Consider the following 21,853-nt stretch of genomic DNA (forward strand, 5'->3'; position numbering starts at 1 on the left):
TTCAGCTCATTCCGCGGGTTCCACGCGAGCAAGTGAGTTCGAGCCGGCTGCGTCCGGCCGCACGCCCGGAAACATCCGCCGAACGAGCACGAACAACGCGGGGACGAAGAAGATGCCGAGCGCGGTTGCCGCGATCATGCCTCCGGCTACCCCGATGCCGACCGCGTTCTGGCTGGCGGAGCCGGCGCCGGTCGCGACCGCCAGCGGCAGCACGCCGAGGATGAAGGCGAGTGAGGTCATGAGGATCGGGCGCAGCCGCTGGCGCGCGGCGTGCAGCGTGGCCTCGACGAGGCTGCGGCCGGCCGCGATCTGCTCCAGGGCGAACTCGACGATCAGGATCGCGTTCTTCGAGGCGAGACCGATCGTGGTGAGCAGGCCGACCTGGAAATAGACGTCGTTGGCCTGGCCGAAGAGCGTCGCCCCGAGCAGCGCGCCAAGCACGCCGATCGGCACCGTCAACATCACGGCGAACGGAACCGACCAGCTCTCGTAGAGCGCGGCGAGGCTGAGGAAGACGATCAGCAGCGAGATCGAATACAGATACAGCGTCTGGCTGCCGGTCAACCGCTCCTGGAACGACAAGCCGGTCCATTCGTGGGCGAAGCCCTGGGGAAGCTTCGCCATCTGCTCCTCCACCGCCTGCATGGCGACGCCCGAGCTGATGCCCTGCCCCGCCTGTCCCATGAGCTCGACGGCGGCGACGCCGTTGTAGCGCTCGAGGCGCGGCGAACCAAAGCTCCAGCGATTGGTGGCGAGCGCCGAGAACGGCACCATCGAGCCCGCGGCGTTGCGCACGTACCAGCGGCCGATGTCGCTGGTGTCCATGCGGAACGGCGCATCGCTCTGGACATAGACCTGCTTGACGCGGCCGCGGTCGATGAAGTCGTTGACATAGGCACCGCCCCACGCCGCCGACAGCGTGGTGTTGAGATCGCTCAGGCTCACGCCGAGCGCCGTGGCCTTGGCCTGGTCGACGTCGAGATTGAATTGCGGCGTGTCGTCCTGTCCGTTCGGACGCGCCTGCGCCACGCGCTTGTCCGCCGCGAGCCGGCCGAGAAGCTGGTTGCGCGCCTCGATCAGCGCCTCGTGACCGTTCCCGCCGGTGTCCTGGAGATAGACGTCGAAGCCACCGGCATTGCCGAAGCCGGGGATCGGCGGCGGCAGCACGGCGAACACCATCGCATCGCGAATCCCGGCAAACGCACCCATGGCGCGGCCCACCACGGCCTGCGCCGAGGCCCCCGCATGCTTGCGCTCGTCGAACGGTTTCAGGCTGACGAAGGCAAGACCAACGTTCTGCCCCTGGCCGGCGAAGCTGTATCCACTGATCGCGAACACGCCTTGCACGGCATCTTTTTCGTTGTCGAGGTACTGGCGCTCGACCTGCTTGATGACGTCCAGCGTGCGCGTCGAGGTGGCGCCGACCGGAAGCTGGATCAGGGTCATGATCGAGCCCTGGTCCTCCTCGGGCAGGAACGAGCTCGGCAGCCGCTGGAACAGGACGACCATGGCGGCGACGATCGCCGCGAACGCGATCAGGACGCCGGCGACACGCTTGATCGCGCCGGCCGCTCCGCGCTGATAGCCATCGGCCATGCGGTCGAAACCGCGGTTGAACACGCCGAAGAAGCCGCGCCGGGCGCCGTGTTCCTTCGGCGGCCTCAGGATGGTGGCGCACAGCGCCGGCGTCAGCACCAGCGCCACCAGGACGGACAGCAGCATCGCCGTGACGATGGTCAGCGCGAATTGCCGATAGATGATCCCGACCGAGCCGTTGAAGAACGCCATCGGGATGAACACGGCCGACAGCACGACGCCGATCCCGACCAGCGCGCCGGTGATCTCGCGCATGGACTTCTCGGTTGCCTCGCGCGGGGAGAGATGTTCCTCCGCCATCACGCGCTCGACGTTCTCGACCACGACGATGGCGTCGTCGACCAGCAGGCCGATCGCGAGCACCATCGCGAACATCGTCAGCGTGTTGATGGAATAACCAGCCAGCGCAAGCACGCCGAACGTCCCGAGCAGCACCACCGGCACGGCGATGGTCGGAATGATGGTGGCGCGCCAGCTCTGCAGGAACACGAACATCACGACGAAGACGAGCGCGATCGCCTCGACCAGCGTATGGATCACCTTCTCGATCGACAGTTTCACGAACGGCGTGGTGTCGTAGGGATAGATGACGCGCAGCCCCTCCGGCATGGCGGCCGTGAGCTGGGCGATGCGCGCCTTCACCGCTTCCGAGGTTGAGACCGCATTGGCACCGGTTGCAAGGCTGATGCCCATGCCGGCGGCCGGCTTGCCGTTGTAGCGCGCGCTGGAGTCGTAGGATTTCGAGCCGAGCTCGATGCGCGCAATGTCGCCGATACGGACGGTCTGGCCCGTCGTGGCCGTGCGCAGGATGATGTCCTTGAACTGCTCGACCGTCTGCAGGCGGCTCTGCGAGGTGATGGTGGCATTGAGCTGCTGGCCGCCGACGGCCGGAAGACCGCCGAGCTGCCCGGACGTCACCTGGGTATTCTGGGTCTGGATCGCCGCGGTGACGTCGCCCGGCATCAGATTGTATTTGGCGAGCTTGTCGGGATCGAGCCAGATCCGCATCGCGTATTCGGCGCCGAACAGCTGCACCTGGCCGACACCGGCGACACGGCTGATCGGGTCGTTGATTGAGACGCGACGTAATCGGCGATGTCGCTGGCACTGAGCCGGCCGTCATCGGAGACGAAGCCGAGCACCATCAGGAAGCTCGACGACGACTTCACGACCTTGATGCCCTGCTGCTGCACGACCTGCGGCAGCAGCGGCGTGGCGAGCTGGAGCTTGTTCTGCACCTGCACCTGGGCGATGTCGGCATCGGCCTCGTTGGTGAAGGTCAGCGAAATCGACACGGCACCGGTCGAGGTGCTCGACGACGACATGTATTGCAGATGGTCGAGGCCGGTCATGTTCTGCTCGATGACCTTGGTCACCGAGTTCTCGGCCGTCTGGGCGTTGGCGCCGGGATAGGTCGCGCTGATCGTGACGACGGTCGGCGCGATCTGCGGGTATTGCGCGATCGGCAGGCGCATGATGGCGAGCACGCCGCCCAGCATGACCAGGATGGCGATGACCCAGGCGAAGATCGGCCGCTTGATGAAGAAATGCGACATGACGATTACCGCTCCGTTGCCGCGGCTGCCGGCTGCGCCTCGGCCTGCCGGATCGGGCTCACCGTGAGGCCGGTCGCCCGGTCCACCGTGACTTCGACGGTCTTGACCGGCGCGCCGGGAAGCGCCTTCTGCGTTCCCTCGACGACCAGGCGATCGCCGGCCTTGGCACCGGCGCGAACGAGCCAGTTGCCGTCGACCGCCTCTCCGAGGTCCAGCGTCCGCTGCTCGATCTTGCCGTCCCTGTCGACGAACATCGCCACCGCCTGCCCCAGCGGATTGCGCGAGACCGCCCGCTGCGGCACCAGGATCGCGGCCGTGTCGACGCCGGCGACGATGCGTGCGCGCACATACATGCCGGGAAGCAGCAGGCGGTCGGGATTGGCGAAGATCGCGCGCGATGACACCGAGCCGGTGCTCTCGTTGACGCTCGTATCGGTGAAGCCATACTTGCCCTTGTGGCCGTAGACCTTGCCGCTCTCCATCAGGAGTTCGACCTGCACGCCCCCGGCCGGACGTTTGAGCTTGCCGCTGGCGATCTCGCTCCGCAGGCGCTCCATCTCGGAGGTCGACTGGTCGAGATCGACATAGACCGGATCCAGCTGCTGGATCGTCGTCATCGCGGTGGACTGGCTCGCGGTGACGAGCGCGCCGGGCGTGATGGTCGACTTGCCGATCCGGCCCGAGATCGACGCGGTCACCCTGGTGCGGTCGAGCGAGATCGCCGCGGTGTCGCGGTTGGCCTGCGCCGCATGCAGATCGGCCTCGCCCTGCTTGTAGGCGGCGACGGCGTCGTCGACGTCCTGCTGGCTGGCCGCATTGGTCTGCAGCAGCTGGGTCTTGCGCGCGGCCTTCAGGCGCACGCTGACGAGCGTCGCCTCCGCCCGCTGCACCGAAGCCTCGGCGCTCGCCAGCGCGGCCTTGTACTGCACCGGATCGATCTCATAGAGAAGATCGCCCTCCTTGACCTCGGCGCCTTCCACGAAGTCGCGCTTGAGCAGAATGCCCGTGACCTGCGGCCGGACCTCCGAGACCTGGTAGGCGACGACGCGCCCCGGCAGGACGGTCGATATCTCCGCCTCCTGCGGCTTCAGCGTCATCACGCCCACCTCCGGCGCCATCTGTCGCGCGGCAGGCATCTGTCCCTGCTCTCCGCAGGCCGTGAGCGACAGCAGAGCGATCAAGGGAACGATTTGGACGATCTGGGCACGCATGAACGATCCATCGGTGAAGTTACGCCGCCTCGACGAGGTCGCGGGCGGAAACAATTGGAAACTTTTCAGTTTCCCTCGGGAAACTTGGTAGTTTCCAAACCCGAAGTCAAGTGCTAGACTGCCCGCAGATTTGCATTCAAGCAGTCGTGAAGCGGCTCACATTCGGCGGCAGGTTTGACATGGCGAGAGGATCCGGCGGCCACAGGCCCATCGAGGGCAGCCCGCCCCCAGCGCGAAGCAAGCGGGATCGCGACCGCCCCGCCCCGGACGCGCGCATGACGCAATTGCTGGCGGCGGCAAAGGACACGTTCACCCGCAAGGGGTTTGCCGCGACGACGATGGACGACATCGCCGGCGCCGCAGGGATGTCGAAGAAAACGCTCTACAAACTTTTCGAGAGCAAGACCGAGCTGTTCCGCGCCATGCTGCTGGGCAGCCTGCCCGATACCGATTTCGCAGACGCTCCCTGGGAGGGATCACCGACGAGCCGGCTTCGGAATACCCTGAGAGAGGCCGCGGACGTGGCGCTTACGCCCGGCGAGATCGCGCTGCAACGCCTGATCATTGGCGAACGCCAGGCCTCGCCTGCACTCGGTCGCATGTTCGCGGAGATCATCATCGACGCAGGCACGGAACACGTCGTCGACCTGCTCAAGTCGGTTCGTCTGCAGCCTCGTTTCGAGGCCGTGCCGCTCCGCCTCATCGCCGAGATGCTGTTCGGCATGGTGTTCGGCCATGATCATTTCAGGCTGCTGACCGACACCGGATTCAGGCTCAACCGCCGCGTCGTGGACCGACGGATCGACCTTGCGATCGCAACCTTCTGCGCGCCCGACGACAAGGCCGACGAACTGCCTCGCCCGGGTTGAGCGACGATCAGCAGCCGAGCCTGTCGGCGATCCCGCCAAAATCCTTTGCGACGATGTCCCAGTTGCCGGTCGCCTCGAAGTCGACCTTCTGCAACGGTCCGTACTCGGTCGGCCGCGCCACGAACGCCGTCTTCAATCCGTTCTTCTGCGCGGCTGCGAGATCGCCGTTGTGGGCGGCGACCATCATCACTTGCTCCGGCTTGAGGCAAAGCAGGCGCGCGGCGCCGAGATAGGTTTCCGGATCGGGCTTGTAGTGCTCGAACAGCTCGGCCGACAGGATGAGGTCCCACGGCAGCCCTGCAAACTTGGCCATGTTGGTGAGCAGCGCGACATTGCCGTTCGACAGCGGCGCGATGACGAATTTCGACTTCAGCCGCGTGAGGCCGGCGACGCTGTCCGGCCAGGGATGCAGGCGATGCCAGCCCTTGGTGAGGTAATCGAGATCGGAGTCCGTGAGGCCCGGAATCGCGAACTTCTCGACCAGCTTCTCCAGCGAGCGGCGATGCAGATCGTCGAGCATGACATAGCCACGCTCGGGATGCTGGCGCACGTCGTCCATCGAGGCCATGTACATGCCGCGCCAGCCGTCGACCAGCGCGGTCCAGTCGGCGCTGACGCCGCGGCCTTTCGCCCACCACATGAAGTCGGAGATCAGGCTGGTGCGCCAGTCGACGACGGTGCCGAACACGTCGAAGACGAGGGCTTTGACGGCGGAGAGATCGGATGTCGGCGTCATGTTTCGCTCCGCGGATTTCCTGCGCCCAGTTGGCTCAAGTCGAGATCGAGGGCTTTAAAGCATGATCCTTTCCATGCAACAATAGCGGTTGTCCGCCATCGAGTTCGTCCGCGACGAGCAATGTCATGCCTCAACCGGTTGGGGTCCGTATGCATCTGCCATGACAACCATCCCTGTCGCATACATTTTGCTCGAGGATGCCCGCCTCCCGGACGAGGAGACGTTGATCCGGACATTGCGCGCTCGTCATCCCGACTTGCGGTGGAGCCGCAGCACGGTCGCACCAAGCGACGGCGCCGGCGGTCCGATGTTCATCCGTGCCGGCGATCATCTCATGACGATCCGGATGATGCCGGCTCCCATACCTTTCGATCAGCAACTGTGGCAACGGGCCTCCTGGCTGTGGCCGGAAGCGCTCCACGCCGCCGGCCGCCATCGTGCGCACCTCATCGTCTCGCCGATGGGCCCTGCCGAAAGCAACGCTGGAGTGAAGGCGCTGGGGTTTGCCGAGAATGCTCGCCTCGCGACGGCCTTTGTGGGGGCCGTGGTCGCGGCTCTGCCTGGTGTCGTCGCCGTCGTCTGGCTGGGAAACGTCGGCCGTTCGCCCGAGATGTGGCTGGAGCAGTCACGCAGCGCGTTTGCCCCTTATCCAGATCAACCGTTCGCATTGTGGATGGAGATCGTCCCCTACCGTTCGGGCAAGACCATAGGAGCCTATACGGTCGGACTGTCCGCGTTCACTGGACGAGAGATTGAGTTCGAGGTCGATGGGCTCGATCAACACACCGTCACCGTCCGTGTCGCCCAGCTGTCGGCATACCTGATCGGAAACGGCCCGGACGACGGACCCAAGAGCGGCGCGGTGTTCGAGGCCGACTCCGAAATCGATCATCGCGTCGCGGTGCTCCATCGCAACTCGCGCTTCAACATCGGGCCGGTCATCTCATTCTCATCCCTTGATGATCGATCGGGGAGAATTAGGACCTACCCTATTATCCCCCCGCCATCGCCCGGAATCATCCGCTGCTCGTCATGCTGGGCAAGGTCGGGCTTTTCGATCCTGCAAAGGCAGAGAACCAAATCAGGCTCAGGCCGGATCACTACCAAACAGAGGTCCGCCTCGAGGCCTTCGATCAAGGCCTCTCACGGGCGCTGTCCGGCATGATGTCAACCGACATCTATGCCGAGGCCGACACGAACGCGCGCCGTGCGCTCGCGAATGGAGACATGGCGTCCGCGAGGTCCATTCTCCAGCCCTGGGCCGAGGAAGTCGGCGAGCTTCAGCTGGCCGCCAAGCTCGGCCTCACCTTGTGCGACGCGTTCCTGTTCATGCCCGCGCCGCTCCGCAGCCTGTAGCTGACAGACAATGGATCAAGTCCGCGGCGGACGTCCGACCGGACCAGCCGAACGATCGCGCGCGGACGGTCGCGACATCAATCCAGATGGAACTTCGCCAGTTCGCGGTGCTCGGCCTTGATGTAGCGCACGGTGCCGGTCACGGAGCGCATCACCACCGTCTCGGTCTCGATGACGCCGTCCTTGCGGAACTTGACGCCTGACAGCAGCGAGCCCGTGGTGACGCCGGTGGCGGCGAACAGGCAGTCGCCGCGCGCCATGTCCTCGATGCCGTAGATCATCTTGGGGTCGTTGACGCCCATCTTGGCAGCGCGCTCGCGCTTCTCGTCGGAATCGAGGATGAGGCGGCACTGCATCTGGCCGCCGATGCAGCGCAGTGCCACGGCGGCGAGCACGCCTTCCGGCGCACCGCCCGTGCCGAGATACATGTCGACGCCGGTGTTGTCGGGGTCGGCGCAGTGGATCACGCCGGCGACGTCGCCGTCGGTGATCAGGCGCACGGCGGCGCCGGTCGAGCGCACGCCCGCGATGATGTCGGCATGGCGCGGACGATCGAGCACGAGCACCGTGATGCCTTCCGGCTTGCCCCCCTTGGCCTTGGCGAGGCGGCGGACATTGTCGGCAGGGCTGGCATCGAGATCGACGACGCCCTTGTCGTAACCGGGGCCGATCGCGAGCTTCTGCATGTAGACGTCGGGGGCGTGCAGCAGCGTGCCGCCGTCAGCCATCGCCATGGTGGCGATCGAGCCCGGCATGTTCTTGGCGCACAGCGTGGTGCCCTCGAGCGGGTCGACCGCGATGTCGACCTCGGGTCCGGTCTTGAGGCCGACCTCCTCGCCGATATAGAGCATCGGCGCCTCGTCGCGCTCGCCCTCGCCGATCACGATGGTGCCCTGGATCGGCAGCTTGTTGAGCTCGCGCCGCATGGCGTCGACGGCGGCCTGGTCGGCCGCTTTCTCGTTGCCGTGCCCGCGCAGCCGCGCCGAGGACACCGCCGCCCGCTCCGTCACCCGCACGATCTCCAGCGTGAGAATGCGCTCGAGCAAGGCGTGCGGGGGGACTTCAATATGGGTCGACATCGGCTCACTCCTTCGAAACGTTTGGGCCGGAAATCTCCGTCCGCATCAACTCGTAACACCCACAGTTCGTTCGAACCGTGTCAGTTCTTCTCAATCCTGATGACCTGCGGCCGCCCGCTGATCACCTTGTCCTTCTGCACGGCGGCGAGCGCACGGCGGACGGCATCCTCGTGTGTGGCATAGGTGATCAGGATGACGGGCACCGGGACCGCCTTGCCGTCAGCGGGCGCAGCGCCGCCATTGGGATGACGCTGCACGATCGACTCGATCGAAATCTTCTGCTCGGCCAGCCGCGTCGCGATCGCGGCCGCGGTGCCGGGGAAATCGCGCGCGAGCAGGCGAATGTAATAGCCGCCCTCGTGGCGCTCCATCGGCGCCTTCTTGGTGTCGCGAAGCTGCGAGATCGGCCGGCCAAACGGATTGGCACGGATGCCGCGCGCAACGTCGGCGATGTCGGCGACGACGGCGGACGCGGTCGCAGCCCCCCCGGCGCCGGGACCGACCAGCGTGATCGGCGGAATGCCCTCCCCGTCGATCGTGACCGCATTGGTGACGCCCATCACCTGTGCGATCGAGGATGATTTCGGCACCATGGTCGGATGCACGCGCTGCTCGATGCCCTTGGTGGTGCGGACCGCAACGCCGAGCAGCTTGACGCGGTAGCCGAGATCGGCCGCCGCCCGCAGATCTTCCGGCGCGATGGATGAGATGCCTTCGACATACACGGCACTTTGAGCAACTTTCGTGCCGAAGGCGAGGCTGGCGAGGATGGCGAGCTTCTGCGCGGTGTCGTGGCCGTCGACGTCGAAGGACGGATCGGCCTCGGCATAGCCGAGCCGCTGCGCGTCCTTGAGGCATTCGGCGAAGGACAGCCCCTCCTGTTCCATCCGGGTCAGGATGTAGTTGCAGGTGCCGTTGAGGATGCCGTAGACGCGGTCGATGCCGGTTCCGGCGAGACCTTCACGTAACGTCTTGATGACGGGGATCGCCGCGCCGACCGCTGCCTCGAAATTCAGCGCGCCGCCGTGCTTTTCAGCCGCCTTGGCGAGCTTGAGGCCGTGCTTGGCCAGCAGCGCCTTGTTGGCGGTGACCACCGACTTGCCGGCGTTCAGCGCGGCTTCCACCGCCGACAGCGCCGGATCCCCGGCGCCGCCCATCAGTTCGACGAAGCAGTCGACCTCGGGATGGGTGGCCAGCGCCATCGGATCCCTGGCCCATTCGACGCCGCGCAGGTCGACGCCGCGCTTCTTGGCCTTCGAGCGCGCCGTGACGGCGACGACGCGGATGCCGCGGCCGCTGCGGCCCGCGAGCACGCGCGCCTGCGTTTCGATCAAACGGACAACTTCGGCGCCCACGGTGCCGAGCCCCGCTATGCCCACTTTCAGGGGTGCAACCATGGTGTCTTAGAAAACCTGCCGAAGAGAACTCAACGCCGATTGGCGAGCGGAACGACGTTGTGCAACGTTTCGATGCCGCTTTCAAGGAAGCGGCGCACGCCGCGCGCGGCCTGCCTGATCCGTTGCTCGTTTTCCACCATGGCGATGCGGACATATCCTTCACCATGCTCGCCGAAGCCGACGCCGGGCGAGACCGCAACGCCGGATTTCTCCACCAACAGGGTCGCGAACTGCATGCTGCCGACGCTGCGGAAGGCTTCCGGCAGCGGCACCCAGGCGAACATCGAGGCCTCCGGCGCCGGGATCTCCCAGCCGGCGCGCCCGAACGATTCCACCAGCGCGTCGCGGCGCTTGCGGTAGGTGTCGCGCATCTCCTTGATGCAATCGTCCGGCCCGTTCAGCGCGGCGGTCGCGGCGACCTGGACCGGCGTGAACGCGCCGTAGTCGAGGTATGATTTGACGCGGGCGAGCGCCGCGATCACGCGCTCATTGCCGACCGCAAAGCCCATGCGCCAGCCGGCCATCGAATAGGTCTTCGACATCGAGGTGAATTCGACGGTGACGTCCATCGCGCCGGGCACCTGGAGCACCGAGGGCGGCGGGTTGTTCTCGTCGAAATAGACCTCGGCATAGGCGAGATCGGACAGGATCAGGATCTCGTGCTTCTTCGCGAAGGCGACGAGGTCCTTGTAGAAATCGAGGCTCGCGACATAGGCGGTCGGGTTCGAGGGATAGCAGACCACCAGCGCCAGCGGCTTCGGAATCGAATGCACGATCGCCCGCTCCGCCGCCTCGAAGAATTGCGGCGTCGGCTCGGACGGCACCGAGCGGATCACACCGCCCGCCATCAAAAAGCCGAAGGCATGAATCGGATAGCTCGGGTTCGGACAGAGGATGACGTCGCCGGGCGCGGTGATCGCCTGCGCCACATTGGCAAAGCCTTCCTTCGAACCCAGCGTCGCCACCACCTGGGTTTCGGGATTGAGCTTCACGCCGAAACGGCGGGCGTAGTAGCCGGCCTGGGCCCTGCGCAGTCCGGGAATTCCGCGGGAGGCCGAGTAGCGGTCGGTGCGCGGCTTGCCCAGCGTCTCCTTCAGCTTCTCCAGCACATGCGCCGGCGCCGGCAGATCCGGATTGCCCATGCCGAGGTCAATGATGTCGGCGCCGGCATTCCGCGCGGCTGCCTTGGCCCGGTTGACCTGTTCGAACACGTAAGGCGGCAGGCGGCGGATGCGGTAAAACTCTTCCATGGCTCTCTAGGGCTCCGGGCAACCGGTCAGGACAGAATCGACAGGCCACGAGGGCCATGTCAAAAGGCGCTCATGATCATCGCGAAAATCACTCAAAATCAAATACTTAGAGCAATCATCGTCGACGAGGACTGAAGTCGTTCGCCCTGACTCTGGCTGAACCGGGATCTTTTAGCACGGCAAGGCGGAGGCGCCAGCGATTACCTTGCGCCTCATTTGGCGTCCTTGGCGGCCACCGCCTGGCGATCGCGTGCCGCGGCGAGCTCGGCCTCGATCTTGGCGCGCCGCTCCGGCGGGATGATCGCCTCATCGCGGTCCGGCGGCAGGTCATGCACCGGCAGATAAGTGCCGGGCTCCCTGACATGCGGCTGTGCATCCCCCGGCGTCAGATCCGCGAGCTGACTCGAGCATCCGCCGAGAGCGAGTGCCGCGATCAGCATCGCGCCGCAGATCGGCCGCGTCTTTTGCAGGTCCCATAACGCCAACACTTGGGAAATCCCCTACTCGTCCCAAAGCACGGCCCCGGGCAACCTTACCCAAGACCGCGCCCAAGCTCAAACCATTGCTGCCCAAATGGTGCGAGCGAAAACAGCCCCTGCCCAACAAGACGAGCGGTGCGGCTCGATTGTGACGGAACCAAGAAGATTTGTCGCAGTGCAACACATCTTCGAGAGTGTTTAACGTCAAACATGCGAGCTTCGCGGTGACGAATACGGAATGAATCGTTACTGTTCTGCTCATGAGCATGGCCACAACCGACACGCCGAAACCCGGGACGAAGTTCGACGCGGAAGCCTTCGCGATGAATGTCGCGCGGGCGATGGAGAGCGGCGGCAAGGCGCTCGCCGCCTATCTCAAGCCGCGCGAGAGCGGCGAGGTGCAGGACCGCCCGCCGGCCGAGCTTGCCGAGGTCGTCAGGACCTTCACGTCGGTCGCCGAATACTGGCTGTCGGACACCTCCCGCTCCTCCGATCTGCAGACCAAGCTCGCGAAGGACTATCTCGACCTCTGGGGCTCGGCGGTGCGCCGCATGGCCGGTCAGGACGCCCAGCCCGCGATCGCGCCCTCGCCGCGCGACAAGCGCTTTGCCGATCCGGAATGGAAGTCGAACCAGTTCTTCGACTTCGTCATGCAGCTCTATCTGCTCACGACCAAATGGGCGCAGGAGCTGGTGCGCGATGCCGAAGGGCTCGATCCGCAGACCCGCCGCAAGGCGGAGTTCTACGTCCAGCAGGTCATCAACGCATTGTCGCCGTCCAACTTCGTCCTGACCAATCCGGAGGTGCTGCGCGAGACGGTGGCGAGCAGCGGCGAGAACCTCGCGCGCGGCTTGAAGATGCTGGCCGAGGACATCGCGGCCGGCAAGGGCATGCTGAAGATCCGCCAGTCCGATCCGGACAATCTCGTCGTCGGCGTCAACATGGCAACGACGCCGGGCAAGGTGATCTACCAGAACGAGATCATGCAGCTGATCCAGTACGCTCCGACCACGGAGAAGGTGCTGCGCACGCCGCTCCTGATCGTGCCGCCCTGGATCAACAAGTTCTACATCCTCGATCTGAAGCCGGAGAAATCCTACATCAAGTGGTGCGTCGATCAGGGCATCACCGTGTTCGTGATCTCATGGGTCAATCCCGACAAGCGGCTCGGCAACAAGAGCTGGGAAGCCTACATGAAGGAGGGCCCGCTCACGGCGATGGACGTGATCGAGAAGGTCACCGGCGAGATGAAGGTGCACACCGCCGGCTATTGCGTCGGCGGCACCATGCTCGCGACCACGCTCGCCTGGCTCGCCGAGAAGCGCCGCCAGCGCGTGTCGTCCGCGACGTTCTTCGCCGCCCAGATCGACTTCACCCATGCCGGCGATCTCCTCGTGTTCGTCGACGAGGAGCAGGTCTCGGCGCTCGAGCAGGACATGAAGGCCGCCGGCGTGCTCGAAGGCTCCAAGATGGCGATGGCCTTCAACATGCTGCGCTCCAACGACCTGATCTGGTCTTATGTCATCAGCAACTATCTGAAGGGCCAGCAGCCGGGCGCGTTCGACCTGTTGCACTGGAACTCGGACGCGACACGGATGACCGCAGCCAACCATTCCTATTACTTGCGCAATTGCTATCTGGAGAACCGGCTCTCCACCGGCACGATGGTGCTCGACAACACCCTGCTCGACCTCTCCAAGGTGAAGGTGCCCGTCTACAATCTCGCCACCCGCGAGGACCACATCGCGCCGGCCGAATCGGTGCTGTACGGCTCGCAATTCTTCGGCGGTCCGGTGAAGTATGTCCTGTCCGGCTCGGGCCACATCGCCGGCGTGGTCAATCCGCCCGCCTCGAACAAGTACCAGTACTGGACCAACGACAACGTCAAGGACATCAGTATCGCGCAGTGGATGAAGGGCGCCGTGGAGCACAAGGGCTCGTGGTGGCCGGACTGGCGCCAATGGCTGGGCGAACTCGATCCCGAGGAAATCCCGGCGCGCGCGGTCGGCAGCGAAGCATTCCCACCGATCGAGGATGCACCCGGCAGCTATGTCAGGGTTCGCGCATAGCGGAATCTCCCGCGCTTGTATAAACTCGCTTGCAGCACCGCGACGACTGAGGGAACCGGACTATGACGCGCGAATTGTTCTGGCTGACACTGACGGTGATCCTGACCGGGATCCTCTGGGTTCCCTACACCATCAACCGCTGCCAGGTTCGCGGGCTTAGCGGTGCCATGGCCAACCCCTCGCGCGGCGACAAGCCGCAGGCGGAGTGGGCGAACCGGCTGATGTTCGCGCATGACAACGCGGTCGAGAACCTCATCGTCTTCGCCCCGCTGGTTCTGATCCTGAACGCGATCGACTATTCCACGAAATGGACCGTACTCGCCTGCGCCGTCTATTTCTGGTCGCGTGTCGCACATATCATCGTCTACACGATGGGAATCCCGGTGTTCCGCACCCTGGCCTTCACCGTCGGCTTCCTCGCGCAGGCCGTGCTGGCGCTGGCGATCTTCAATATCTTCTAGAGATCAGGCCGCGACCTTGCGAACGACGAGATGCAGCATGTTGGCCGGCGTCTTGTCGAAACTCTGGATCACGTTGGTTTCGGCTGACAGCGTGATCCACGGACCTGCGCCAGCGTAAGTCGCCTCGAGCCATTCGCGCGGCGGATAGTTGTAGTAGCGATCGAGGCTGTCGCGACCGTCACCCTCGCCCATCTTGTAGCTGGCGTAGAACACGCCTGAAGGCTTGAGCGCACGATGAATGCGCCCGAGGATGCCGGCAAGCTCATCGCGCGGGACGTGCAGGAGACAGGCACTGGCCCAGACGCCGTCATAGGCCTCCTGCGCGTCCAGCTGGTCGAACCGCATCGTCTCGACGGGATGACCGAGCCGCTGCGAGGCAATCTCGGCCATTTCAGGCGAACCGTCGGTCGCGCGCACCGAAAATCCTTCGGCCAGCATCACCGCCGCATGATTGCCGGCGCCGCAGCCCAGCTCGAGGATCGCGCCGCCGGATGGCAGCAGGGCCAGGAAGTCAAGCAGCCGCGTCGACGGTGCCTTCGCCCAGCCAGCATAGGACGCGGCATGGCCGCGGTAGAATTGCAAGGTCGCTTCGTCCACCGCAGTACCTCGTGTCATGGGAACAGCGCGATCTGCTCCAGCCCCGTCGTCTCGGGCAGCCCGAACATCAGGTTCATGTTCTGGATCGCCTGCCCGGCCGACCCCTTCACCAGACTGTCGAGCGTGGAAATCACGATCGCCCGGTTCTTGATCCGGTCAGCGACGACGCCGATCTGCACATAGTTGGAGCCGCGCACATTCTGGGTCTGCGGCAGCACGCCCTTCCTGGCAACATGCACGAAGGGCTCGTTGGCATAAGCCTGCTCCAGCACGGTTCGCAGATCGTCCGGTGTCGCGCCGTTGAGCTTGACATAGGACGTGCAGAGTTCGCCGCGCGCCATCGGAATAAGATGCGGCGTGAAGTTGATCGTCACCGCGGAACCGGCGGCGACGCCGATCTCCTGCTCGATCTCGGGCGCGTGTCGGTGGGTGCCGACCGAATAGGGCGACAGCCCCTCGCCCGCCTCGCTGAACAACGTGTTCTGTTTCAGCCCGCGGCCGGCGCCGGTGACGCCCGATTTCGCGTCGATGACGATGTCGTCGATGTCGATCAGTTTGGCTTTCGCGAGCGGCACCAGCGCGAGCAGCGCCGCCGTGGGATAGCAGCCGGGACAGGCGACCAGCCGCGCCGATGTGATCTCCTCGCGATAAAATTCGGTCAGGCCATAGACCGCTTCGGCCTGCAATTCGAGCGCCCGGTGCTCGTGGCCGTACCATTGCGCATAGGTGTTCTTGTCCGCGCAGCCTGAAATCGGCGGACATGTCGAGGACCTTGATTTTGGGATTTGCCTTGAGGACCGCGGCGATGATTTCCTGCGTGGTGCCGTGCGGCAGCCCGCAGAACACCGCATCGAGCTTGCTCCAGTCGACCTTTTCCCATTCCACCAGTTTCGGCAGGTTCAGCATGAAGAAATGCGGAAACACGTCGCCCATCGACTTGCCGGCGTGGGTATTGGCGGTGAGCGTGACGATCTCGGCATCCGGATGCCGCGCCAACAGGCGCACCGCATCGGCCCCGGTGTAACCGGAGGCGCCGAGAATGCCGATCTTCTTCGAGCTCATCACGCGTCCCTTCCAGGCGTCATTGGATCGTCTTGCCGGGGTAGAAAGTTGCAGCGCCGCTTCCTTCACCGGGCTGGCCTCGCGAGCAACGCTCGATCAGCTACTTGTCGGCAAGGCCCAGCATCAGCCGCATGTTCTGCACGGCGGCGCCCGATGCGCCCTTGCCGAGATTGTCGAGCCGGGCGACCAGCAGTGCCTGATGGTACTTGTCGCTGGCGAAGACGTAGAGCTCGAGCATGTTGGTCTCGTTGAGCGCCTCTGGCTCGAGCCGGCCGGCCTTGGTCGCCTCGTTCTGGAGCGGCATCACCTTGACGTATTTCGACCCGGCGTAGCGCTTTGCCATCGCCGCCTGCAGGTCGGCGCCGCCGGTCTTGCCCGGCAGCGCGTCGAACTGCAGCGGCACCGAGACCAGCATGCCTTGGCGGTAGTTGCCGACCGAGGGAATGAAGATCGGGCGCCGCGTCAGGTTGGAGTAGAGCTGCATCTCCGGCAGATGCTTGTGCTCGAAGCCGAGGCCGTAGAGCTCGAAGGACGGCGCGCTGCCATCTTCGAAGCTCGCGATCATCGACTTGCCGCCGCCGGAATAGCCGCTCACGGCATTGACGGTGACGGGATAATCTGATGGCAGCAGGCCGGCATCGACGATCGGCCGCAACAGTGCGATCGCGCCGGTCGGATAGCAGCCGGGATTGGAGACCTTCTTCGCCGCCCTGATCTTGCCGGCCTGGTCCGGCGTGAGCTCGGGAAAGCCGTAGGCCCAGTCCGGCACGACCCGGTACGCCGTCGAGGCGTCCAGCACCTTCGGCGCCGACGCGCCCATGCTGTCGACCAGCGCGACGGTCTCCTTGGCGGCATCGTCGGGCAGGCAGAGGATGACGAGGTCCACCTCCTCCATCAGCGCCTTCTTGGCCGCGGGGTCCTTGCGCTTGTCGTCGGCGATGGTCTTCACCACAACATCGCTCTGGAGCTTGAGGCGCTCGTTGATGCCGAGGCCGGTGGTGCCGGAGCCGCCGTCGACGAAGACGGTCGCGGGCTTCCTGGCCGCGCTGGTGGTCGGGGCTTTCGTGGTCTCAGCGAGGCCGGTTTCAGAAAGGCTCATGGCGCGCTCCTTTCGAGCATGTTCGTGTCGTCTGCGAAGATCTGCGGCCGGGTGTGCCGCATCAACCGTGAAATCTCTCTTGCGTCGGCGTCACCGGCGCCAAGCGCGTTCGCGATCGCTGCGAAATCGGCATCCGACTTGTGCTGGTTCAGCTTGAAGCTGCCCTCGACCTCTTCAACCGTCATGACCAGACCCACGATCGCCTTCTTCATCGCCTCGAACCGCCCGGCGGTCATTTTGCCCGACGTCCATGGCTTCTTCGGCAACAGCCAGCTCTCGAACTTTTCGCTGAGCGTGTCGACCTGCACCGACAGCTCGTCATCCGACAGCAGCCGCACGGGCCCGCTCAGATGCACCGACTGATAGAGCCAGGTCGGCACCTGATCCGGCGAGACGTACCAGTCCGGCGATACATAGGCATCTGGGCCGTTGACTGCGAGCAGCCAGGACACAGCGCCATCCGCCAGCTTTAGCAGCGGATTGTGACGGGCCAGATGAAAGGCGGCCTGCGGCGTGCCGTCAGCGCCGTAGGTCAGATAGAACGGCAATGGCGAGGCGATGGGCTTGTGGCCGTCGAAGGCGCACATGGTCCCGAAGCCGCGCTCGTCGGGGGGCGCACATGGTCCCGAAGCCGCGCTCGTCGGCAAACTTCAGGCTCGCGGCGCGGTCCTGCTTGAAAAAGGGTGGCGTGTACATCGTGGTCTCCTGCTGGGCCTCCTCGGGGGAGCCGCCGGATCAGATCGCGCTGACAGGAGAGAGAATGCCGCGGATCGGATCCAGCGGCAAAGACGATGATCTCAAACGCGATCGACCGCCCAAACCGCTAAGGAGCGGCGGCGGCGACGGGCGAACAGGATGGTCGCGGCGTTGATCATGGCGCGCGGCTATAAGGCCGACGGGTTCCAAGGTCAAGAGCAAATCGATCCGACGTGACGGCAGGATGCCGCACCTCGCGATGCAGGAGACCGCACGGAATGTCATCGGACTGCCACGGAATTTCCACTAGCAATAGGGGTTTGCGAGAAGGACTGAGGGGCACGGCCCCGCCGGTCAAGTCTCATAACCAGCCTCGCCATAGGACATCGCCATGACCGAGATTACTCGTCGCGCAACGCTCGCCGGCGTCGCCGCTTCGGCGCTCCTGCCTATCGTCAACACCTCGCCTGCGAGCGCCGCCGCGCCCTTGGCCGACAAGCAGAATGCGAGCTTTTATCGCTACAATGTCGGCACCCATCAGGTCACGGTGGTCTGCGACGGCGTTGCCACGGTCAATTTGACCGACAATTACGCGGCGGGCGCCAGCAAGGACGACATTAACAAGGTCTTCGCCGAGCATCATCTGCCGATCGACAAGGTGACTCACACATTCAACCCCGTCGTCGTCAACACCGGACCGAAGCTCGTCGTCATCGATACCGGTCTCGGGCCCGACCAGTTCGCGCAGAGCAAGGGCAAGGTCGGACAGTTCCACAGCAACCTTGCAGCCGCCAGCATCGACCGCTCGGCGGTTGATACCGTCGTCATCTCCCACTTCCACGGCGACCACATCAACGGCCTGCTGGCAGCCGAGAACAAGCCCGCCTTCCCCAACGCCGAAATCATGGTGCCGGCGGTGGAATGGAAGTTCTGGATGGACGACGGCGAGATGAGCAAGGGGATGGGCAATCCTATCCTCGAGAACAATTTCAAGAACATCCGCCGCGTGTTCGACGCGCTCGGCCGCAAGGTCACGCAATATGAGTCGGGCAAGGAGGTAGCTCCCGGCATCACAGCGGTCGCGAGCCCCGGTCACACGCCCGGCCACACTTCGTTCATTGTCGCATCGGGTCCCGAAAAGGTCCTGGTGCAGGTCGACATCACCGCCGGTGCGGCCTTCCTGTTCGTCAAGCATCCCGAATGGAACATCGCCTCCGACGTCGACAAGCCTCTGGCACAGGCAACGCGGCGCAAGCTCTACGATATGGCCATTGCCGAGAAGATGCCGATCCAGGCCTTCCACGCCGCCTTCCCGGGTCTTGTCCGCGTCGAGAAGGAAAAGGATGGCTCGGGCTATCGCTGGATTCCGTCGATCTGGAACGCCTCGCTATAGGCTCGTTTGACGCGCTGGCCGGGTGGCCCAGCCGCCCGGTCAAATCACCCGCCAGATCCATTCCATGATCTTGGCGAGCACGTCGCCGAACAGCAGGAGCACGGCGGACCAGATCAGGGCCGAGACGAAATTGGCGGCCTGGAAGCTCCAGTAGGGCATCTCGAAGATGCCGGCCGCAAGCGGCACGGAGGCGCGCAAGGGGCCGAAGAAGCGCCCGATGAAGATGCTGGGTATGCCCCAGCTGCGCACGAAAGCCTCGCCTCTGGGCAGCAGGTCGGGATAGCGCGAGAGCGGCCACATCTGGGCAACCCTCTCCTTGTAGCGGTAGCCGAACCAGTAGGAGACCCAGTCGCCCAGCGCCGCGCCAAGGCCGCCGGCAATCCAGACCGGAAAGAAACTGATGCCGCTGGCCCCGATCAGCGCACCGATGGCCACCAGCGCGCCCCAGGCCGGAACCAGCAACGAGATGAACGCAAGCGACTCCCCGAAGGCGAGCAGAAACACGATCGGTGCCGCCCAGGCCTGGTGAACGCGCACGAAATCGGCCAGGGCGTGCGCAAATTGCTCCATCAAAAATAGCCTTCCCGCCCCGTCTCAAGGTGCTGCTCGATGAAAAGGACTGGTAAGCCAAGGACTTGTGTGACATCAAGTCACAAAACCCGACATGACACCTAGCGAACCGTCAAATTGCCGGGAACTTGTGGGCCCTGCGGCGTAAAATCGCCGGGATTGGCTCCCAACCCACACCGCCAGCCCCGGCGCGGTAACCTTTCCAAGGCAGAAGTGGCATAGTCGGCCCAACCGATTCGCCGCCCCTGCGGCCCTCAAAACGCATCAAGATATATGTCCAAGCAGTTGAAGCCTAAAGCAAAAGACGACTTTTTCGGCGGCGACGAGCCGAAACCTCGTGCCGCCAAGGCGGCGCCGCGCGGAAGCGGCGGCGAAGCCGATTACACGGCAGCCGACATCGAGGTGCTCGAAGGCCTGGAACCGGTGCGTCGCCGGCCTGGCATGTATATCGGCGGCACCGACGAGAAGGCGCTGCATCATCTGTTCGCCGAAGTCATCGACAACTCGATGGACGAGGCGCTCGCCGGGCACGCAACCTTCATCGAGGTCGATCTGAGCGCGGACGGGTTCCTGACCGTGACCGACAATGGCCGCGGCATTCCGATCGATCCTCATCCGAAATTCCCGAAGAAGTCGGCGCTCGAAGTCATCATGTGCACGCTGCATTCGGGCGGCAAGTTCGACAGCAAGGTCTACGAGACCTCGGGCGGCCTGCACGGCGTCGGCATCTCCGTGGTGAACGCCCTCTCCTCGCGTCTCGAGGTCGAGGTCGCGCGCAGCCAGAAACTCTACCGCATGACGTTCGAGCGCGGCCACCCGAAGGGCAAGCTCGAGGACCTCGGCAAGATCAACAACCGCCGCGGCACGCGCGTGCGCTTCAAGCCCGATACCGATATTTTCGGCGCCAAGGCCGCGTTCAAGCCGCAGCGCCTGTTCAAGATGACGCGCTCGAAAGCGTATCTGTTCGGTGGCGTCGAGATCCGCTGGAACTGCGCGCCCGAGCTGCTCAAGGGCATCGAGGACGTGCCGGCCGAAGCGACGTTCCACTTCCCCGGCGGCCTCAAGGATTATCTCGCCGCGGCGATCCACGCCGACACGCTGGTGCATCCCGACATTTTCTCGGGCAAGTCGGGCCGCAATGGCGCGCATGGCGCCTGCGAATGGGCCGTGGCCTGGACCGCGGATGCCGACGGATTCCTCTCCTCCTACACCAACACCGTGCCGACGCCGGATGGCGGCACGCACGAATCCGGCCTGCGCAGCGCGCTTTTGCGCGGCCTGAAGGATCACGCCGAGCGCGTCGGTCAGGGCAAGCGCGCGGCCTCCGTCACCTCCGAAGACGTGATGGTCGGCGCCGCCGTGATGCTGTCGGTTTTCGTGCGCGAGCCGGAATTCCAGGGCCAGACCAAGGATCGCCTCGCCACCGCAGAGGCGCAGCGCATCGTCGAGCAGGCGATGAAGGATCCGTTCGACCATTGGCTGTCGGGCAATCCGAACATGGCCAACCGGCTGCTCGACTTCGTGATCGACCGCGCCGAAGAACGGCTGCGGCGGCGGCAAGAGAAAGAGACCGCGCGAAAAACCGCCGGCAAGAAGCTGCGCCTGCCCGGCAAGCTCGCCGACTGCACCGACGCCGGCACCGATGGCTCGGAGTTGTTCATCGTCGAGGGTGACTCGGCCGGCGGCAGCGCCAAGCAGGCGCGCGACCGCAAGACCCAGGCCGTACTGCCCCTGCGCGGCAAGATCCTCAACGTCGCTTCTGCCGGCAAGGACAAGCTGACGGCGAACGCCCAGCTCGCCGACCTCGTGCAGGCGATCGGCTGCGGAACGCTGGCGCAGTACCGCGAGGAGGATCTGCGCTACCAGCGCATCATCATCATGACCGACGCCGACGTCGACGGCGCGCACATCGCCTCGCTCCTGATCACCTTCTTCTATCGGCAGATGCCGCGGCTGATCGACGAGGGCCACCTCTTCCTCGCCGTGCCGCCGCTCTACAAACTCACGCACGGCACCAAATCGGTCTACGCCCGCGACGACAAGCACAAGGACGAGTTGATCAAGACCGCGTTCAACGCCAACGCCAAGGTTGAGGTGAACCGCTTCAAAGGTCTCGGCGAGATGATGCCGGCGCAGCTCAAGGAGACCACCATGGATCCAAGCAAGCGGACGCTGCTCAAGGTGGTCCTGCTCGCCGACGACCGCGACACCACCGCGGATTCCGTGGAGCGCCTGATGGGCACCAAGGCCGAGGCACGCTTCGCCTTCATCTCGGACAAGGCCGAATTTGCCAGCGAAGAGCTGCTGGACGTCTGAGGGATTGGTCCGTGCCGGGCGCGCCAGCTACAAGCTCGGTGGTCCGGCGGTGGCGAAGGAC

The 21,853-nt window shown here is 64.8% G+C and carries 16 protein-coding genes and 3 pseudogenes; 7 read left to right on the top strand and 12 right to left on the bottom strand.

Translation table 11 applies throughout. The features are described 5' to 3' along the window. Positions 1 to 6: 6 nt before the first annotated feature. Positions 7 to 3,152: pseudogene (locus ABIF91_RS38215) on the bottom strand (efflux RND transporter permease subunit). 5 nt (positions 3,153 to 3,157) lie between these two features. Continuing rightward, positions 3,158 to 4,363, bottom strand: a complete 1,206-nt coding sequence (locus ABIF91_RS38220) for an efflux RND transporter periplasmic adaptor subunit (protein WP_035680729.1) — start codon at positions 4,361 to 4,363, stop codon at positions 3,158 to 3,160. A gap of 275 nt (positions 4,364 to 4,638) precedes the next feature. Between ABIF91_RS38220 and ABIF91_RS38225 the strand changes: the two genes are divergently transcribed. After that, positions 4,639 to 5,232 (top strand): TetR/AcrR family transcriptional regulator, encoded by a 594-nt coding sequence (locus ABIF91_RS38225; protein ID WP_050995170.1) that lies wholly within the window; start codon positions 4,639 to 4,641, stop codon positions 5,230 to 5,232. A gap of 7 nt (positions 5,233 to 5,239) precedes the next feature. Here the strand turns inward: ABIF91_RS38225 and ABIF91_RS38230 are convergent, their stop codons facing one another. Beyond that, positions 5,240 to 5,968 carry a haloacid dehalogenase type II gene (locus ABIF91_RS38230; protein WP_028177564.1) on the bottom strand — a complete coding sequence of 243 codons (729 nt, stop codon included), beginning with the start codon at positions 5,966 to 5,968 and terminating at the stop codon, positions 5,240 to 5,242. 88 nt (positions 5,969 to 6,056) lie between these two features. Between ABIF91_RS38230 and ABIF91_RS38235 the strand changes: the two genes are divergently transcribed. After that, positions 6,057 to 7,133, top strand: a complete 1,077-nt coding sequence (locus tag ABIF91_RS38235; RefSeq protein ID WP_245285426.1) for a hypothetical protein — start codon at positions 6,057 to 6,059, stop codon at positions 7,131 to 7,133. Then, positions 7,130 to 7,324, top strand: coding sequence for a hypothetical protein (locus tag ABIF91_RS38240; RefSeq protein WP_028177565.1), 195 nt, complete (start codon positions 7,130 to 7,132; stop codon positions 7,322 to 7,324). Before ABIF91_RS38235 ends, ABIF91_RS38240 begins: the two co-directional genes overlap by 4 nt. A 77-nt stretch (positions 7,325 to 7,401) precedes the next feature. Here ABIF91_RS38240 and glpX read toward each other — a convergent pair whose 3' ends face one another. The 4 genes from glpX to ABIF91_RS38260 form a co-directional block, all read right to left on the bottom strand. Continuing rightward, positions 7,402 to 8,403: a class II fructose-bisphosphatase gene (gene glpX / locus ABIF91_RS38245; RefSeq protein WP_028177566.1), complete on the bottom strand. Its 1,002-nt coding sequence runs from the start codon at positions 8,401 to 8,403 to the stop codon at positions 7,402 to 7,404. 80 nt (positions 8,404 to 8,483) lie between these two features. Continuing rightward, a complete protein-coding gene (locus tag ABIF91_RS38250) occupies positions 8,484 to 9,800 on the bottom strand; it encodes a homoserine dehydrogenase (RefSeq protein ID WP_028177567.1) in 1,317 nt (438 codons plus the stop codon). Positions 9,801 to 9,829: 29 nt separating this feature from the next. After that, positions 9,830 to 11,050, bottom strand: coding sequence for an LL-diaminopimelate aminotransferase (locus ABIF91_RS38255; RefSeq protein WP_028177568.1), 1,221 nt, complete (start codon positions 11,048 to 11,050; stop codon positions 9,830 to 9,832). Between the two features lie 212 nt (positions 11,051 to 11,262). Further along, positions 11,263 to 11,538 carry a hypothetical protein gene (locus ABIF91_RS38260; RefSeq protein WP_028177569.1) on the bottom strand — a complete coding sequence of 92 codons (276 nt, stop codon included), beginning with the start codon at positions 11,536 to 11,538 and terminating at the stop codon, positions 11,263 to 11,265. Between the two features lie 251 nt (positions 11,539 to 11,789). Between ABIF91_RS38260 and ABIF91_RS38265 the strand changes: the two genes are divergently transcribed. After that, positions 11,790 to 13,598, top strand: coding sequence for a PHA/PHB synthase family protein (locus tag ABIF91_RS38265; protein ID WP_028177570.1), 1,809 nt, complete (start codon positions 11,790 to 11,792; stop codon positions 13,596 to 13,598). A gap of 62 nt (positions 13,599 to 13,660) precedes the next feature. Continuing rightward, the gene (locus tag ABIF91_RS38270) at positions 13,661 to 14,059 is read left to right on the top strand and encodes an MAPEG family protein (RefSeq protein ID WP_028177571.1); all 399 of its coding nucleotides are present in this window, start codon (positions 13,661 to 13,663) and stop codon (positions 14,057 to 14,059) included. Positions 14,060 to 14,062: 3 nt separating this feature from the next. On the opposite strand, the gene ABIF91_RS38275 is transcribed toward ABIF91_RS38270, so the two are convergent. The 4 genes and pseudogenes from ABIF91_RS38275 to ABIF91_RS38290 all read right to left on the bottom strand — a co-directional run bounded on the left by ABIF91_RS38275 (position 14,063) and on the right by ABIF91_RS38290 (position 17,513). Next, positions 14,063 to 14,656: a class I SAM-dependent methyltransferase gene (locus ABIF91_RS38275; RefSeq protein ID WP_028177572.1), complete on the bottom strand. Its 594-nt coding sequence runs from the start codon at positions 14,654 to 14,656 to the stop codon at positions 14,063 to 14,065. Between the two features lie 14 nt (positions 14,657 to 14,670). After that, positions 14,671 to 15,718, bottom strand: a pseudogene (gene argC, locus ABIF91_RS38280) (N-acetyl-gamma-glutamyl-phosphate reductase). Positions 15,719 to 15,818: 100 nt separating this feature from the next. Further along, positions 15,819 to 16,817 carry an N-acetyl-gamma-glutamyl-phosphate reductase gene (gene argC / locus ABIF91_RS38285; protein WP_028177574.1) on the bottom strand — a complete coding sequence of 333 codons (999 nt, stop codon included), beginning with the start codon at positions 16,815 to 16,817 and terminating at the stop codon, positions 15,819 to 15,821. Further along, positions 16,814 to 17,513: pseudogene (locus ABIF91_RS38290) on the bottom strand (FMN-binding negative transcriptional regulator). Before ABIF91_RS38290 ends, argC (ABIF91_RS38285) begins: the two are co-directional and overlap by 4 nt. A gap of 391 nt (positions 17,514 to 17,904) precedes the next feature. Between ABIF91_RS38290 and ABIF91_RS38295 the strand changes: the two are divergent. Further along, positions 17,905 to 18,906, top strand: a complete 1,002-nt coding sequence (locus ABIF91_RS38295; RefSeq protein WP_028177575.1) for an MBL fold metallo-hydrolase — start codon at positions 17,905 to 17,907, stop codon at positions 18,904 to 18,906. Positions 18,907 to 18,945: 39 nt separating this feature from the next. On the opposite strand, the gene ABIF91_RS38300 is transcribed toward ABIF91_RS38295, so the two are convergent. After that, complete coding sequence (locus ABIF91_RS38300; protein ID WP_028177576.1) at positions 18,946 to 19,476, bottom strand: DedA family protein; 531 nt, start codon at positions 19,474 to 19,476, stop codon at positions 18,946 to 18,948. 273 nt (positions 19,477 to 19,749) lie between these two features. Between ABIF91_RS38300 and parE the strand changes: the two genes are divergently transcribed. Continuing rightward, positions 19,750 to 21,792, top strand: coding sequence for a DNA topoisomerase IV subunit B (gene parE / locus ABIF91_RS38305; RefSeq protein WP_028177577.1), 2,043 nt, complete (start codon positions 19,750 to 19,752; stop codon positions 21,790 to 21,792). Positions 21,793 to 21,853 lie beyond the last annotated feature (61 nt).

This window comes from Bradyrhizobium sp. USDA 241 (genome assembly GCF_049739505.1).
Taxonomy (GTDB): Bacteria; Pseudomonadota; Alphaproteobacteria; order Rhizobiales; family Xanthobacteraceae; genus Bradyrhizobium; species Bradyrhizobium liaoningense.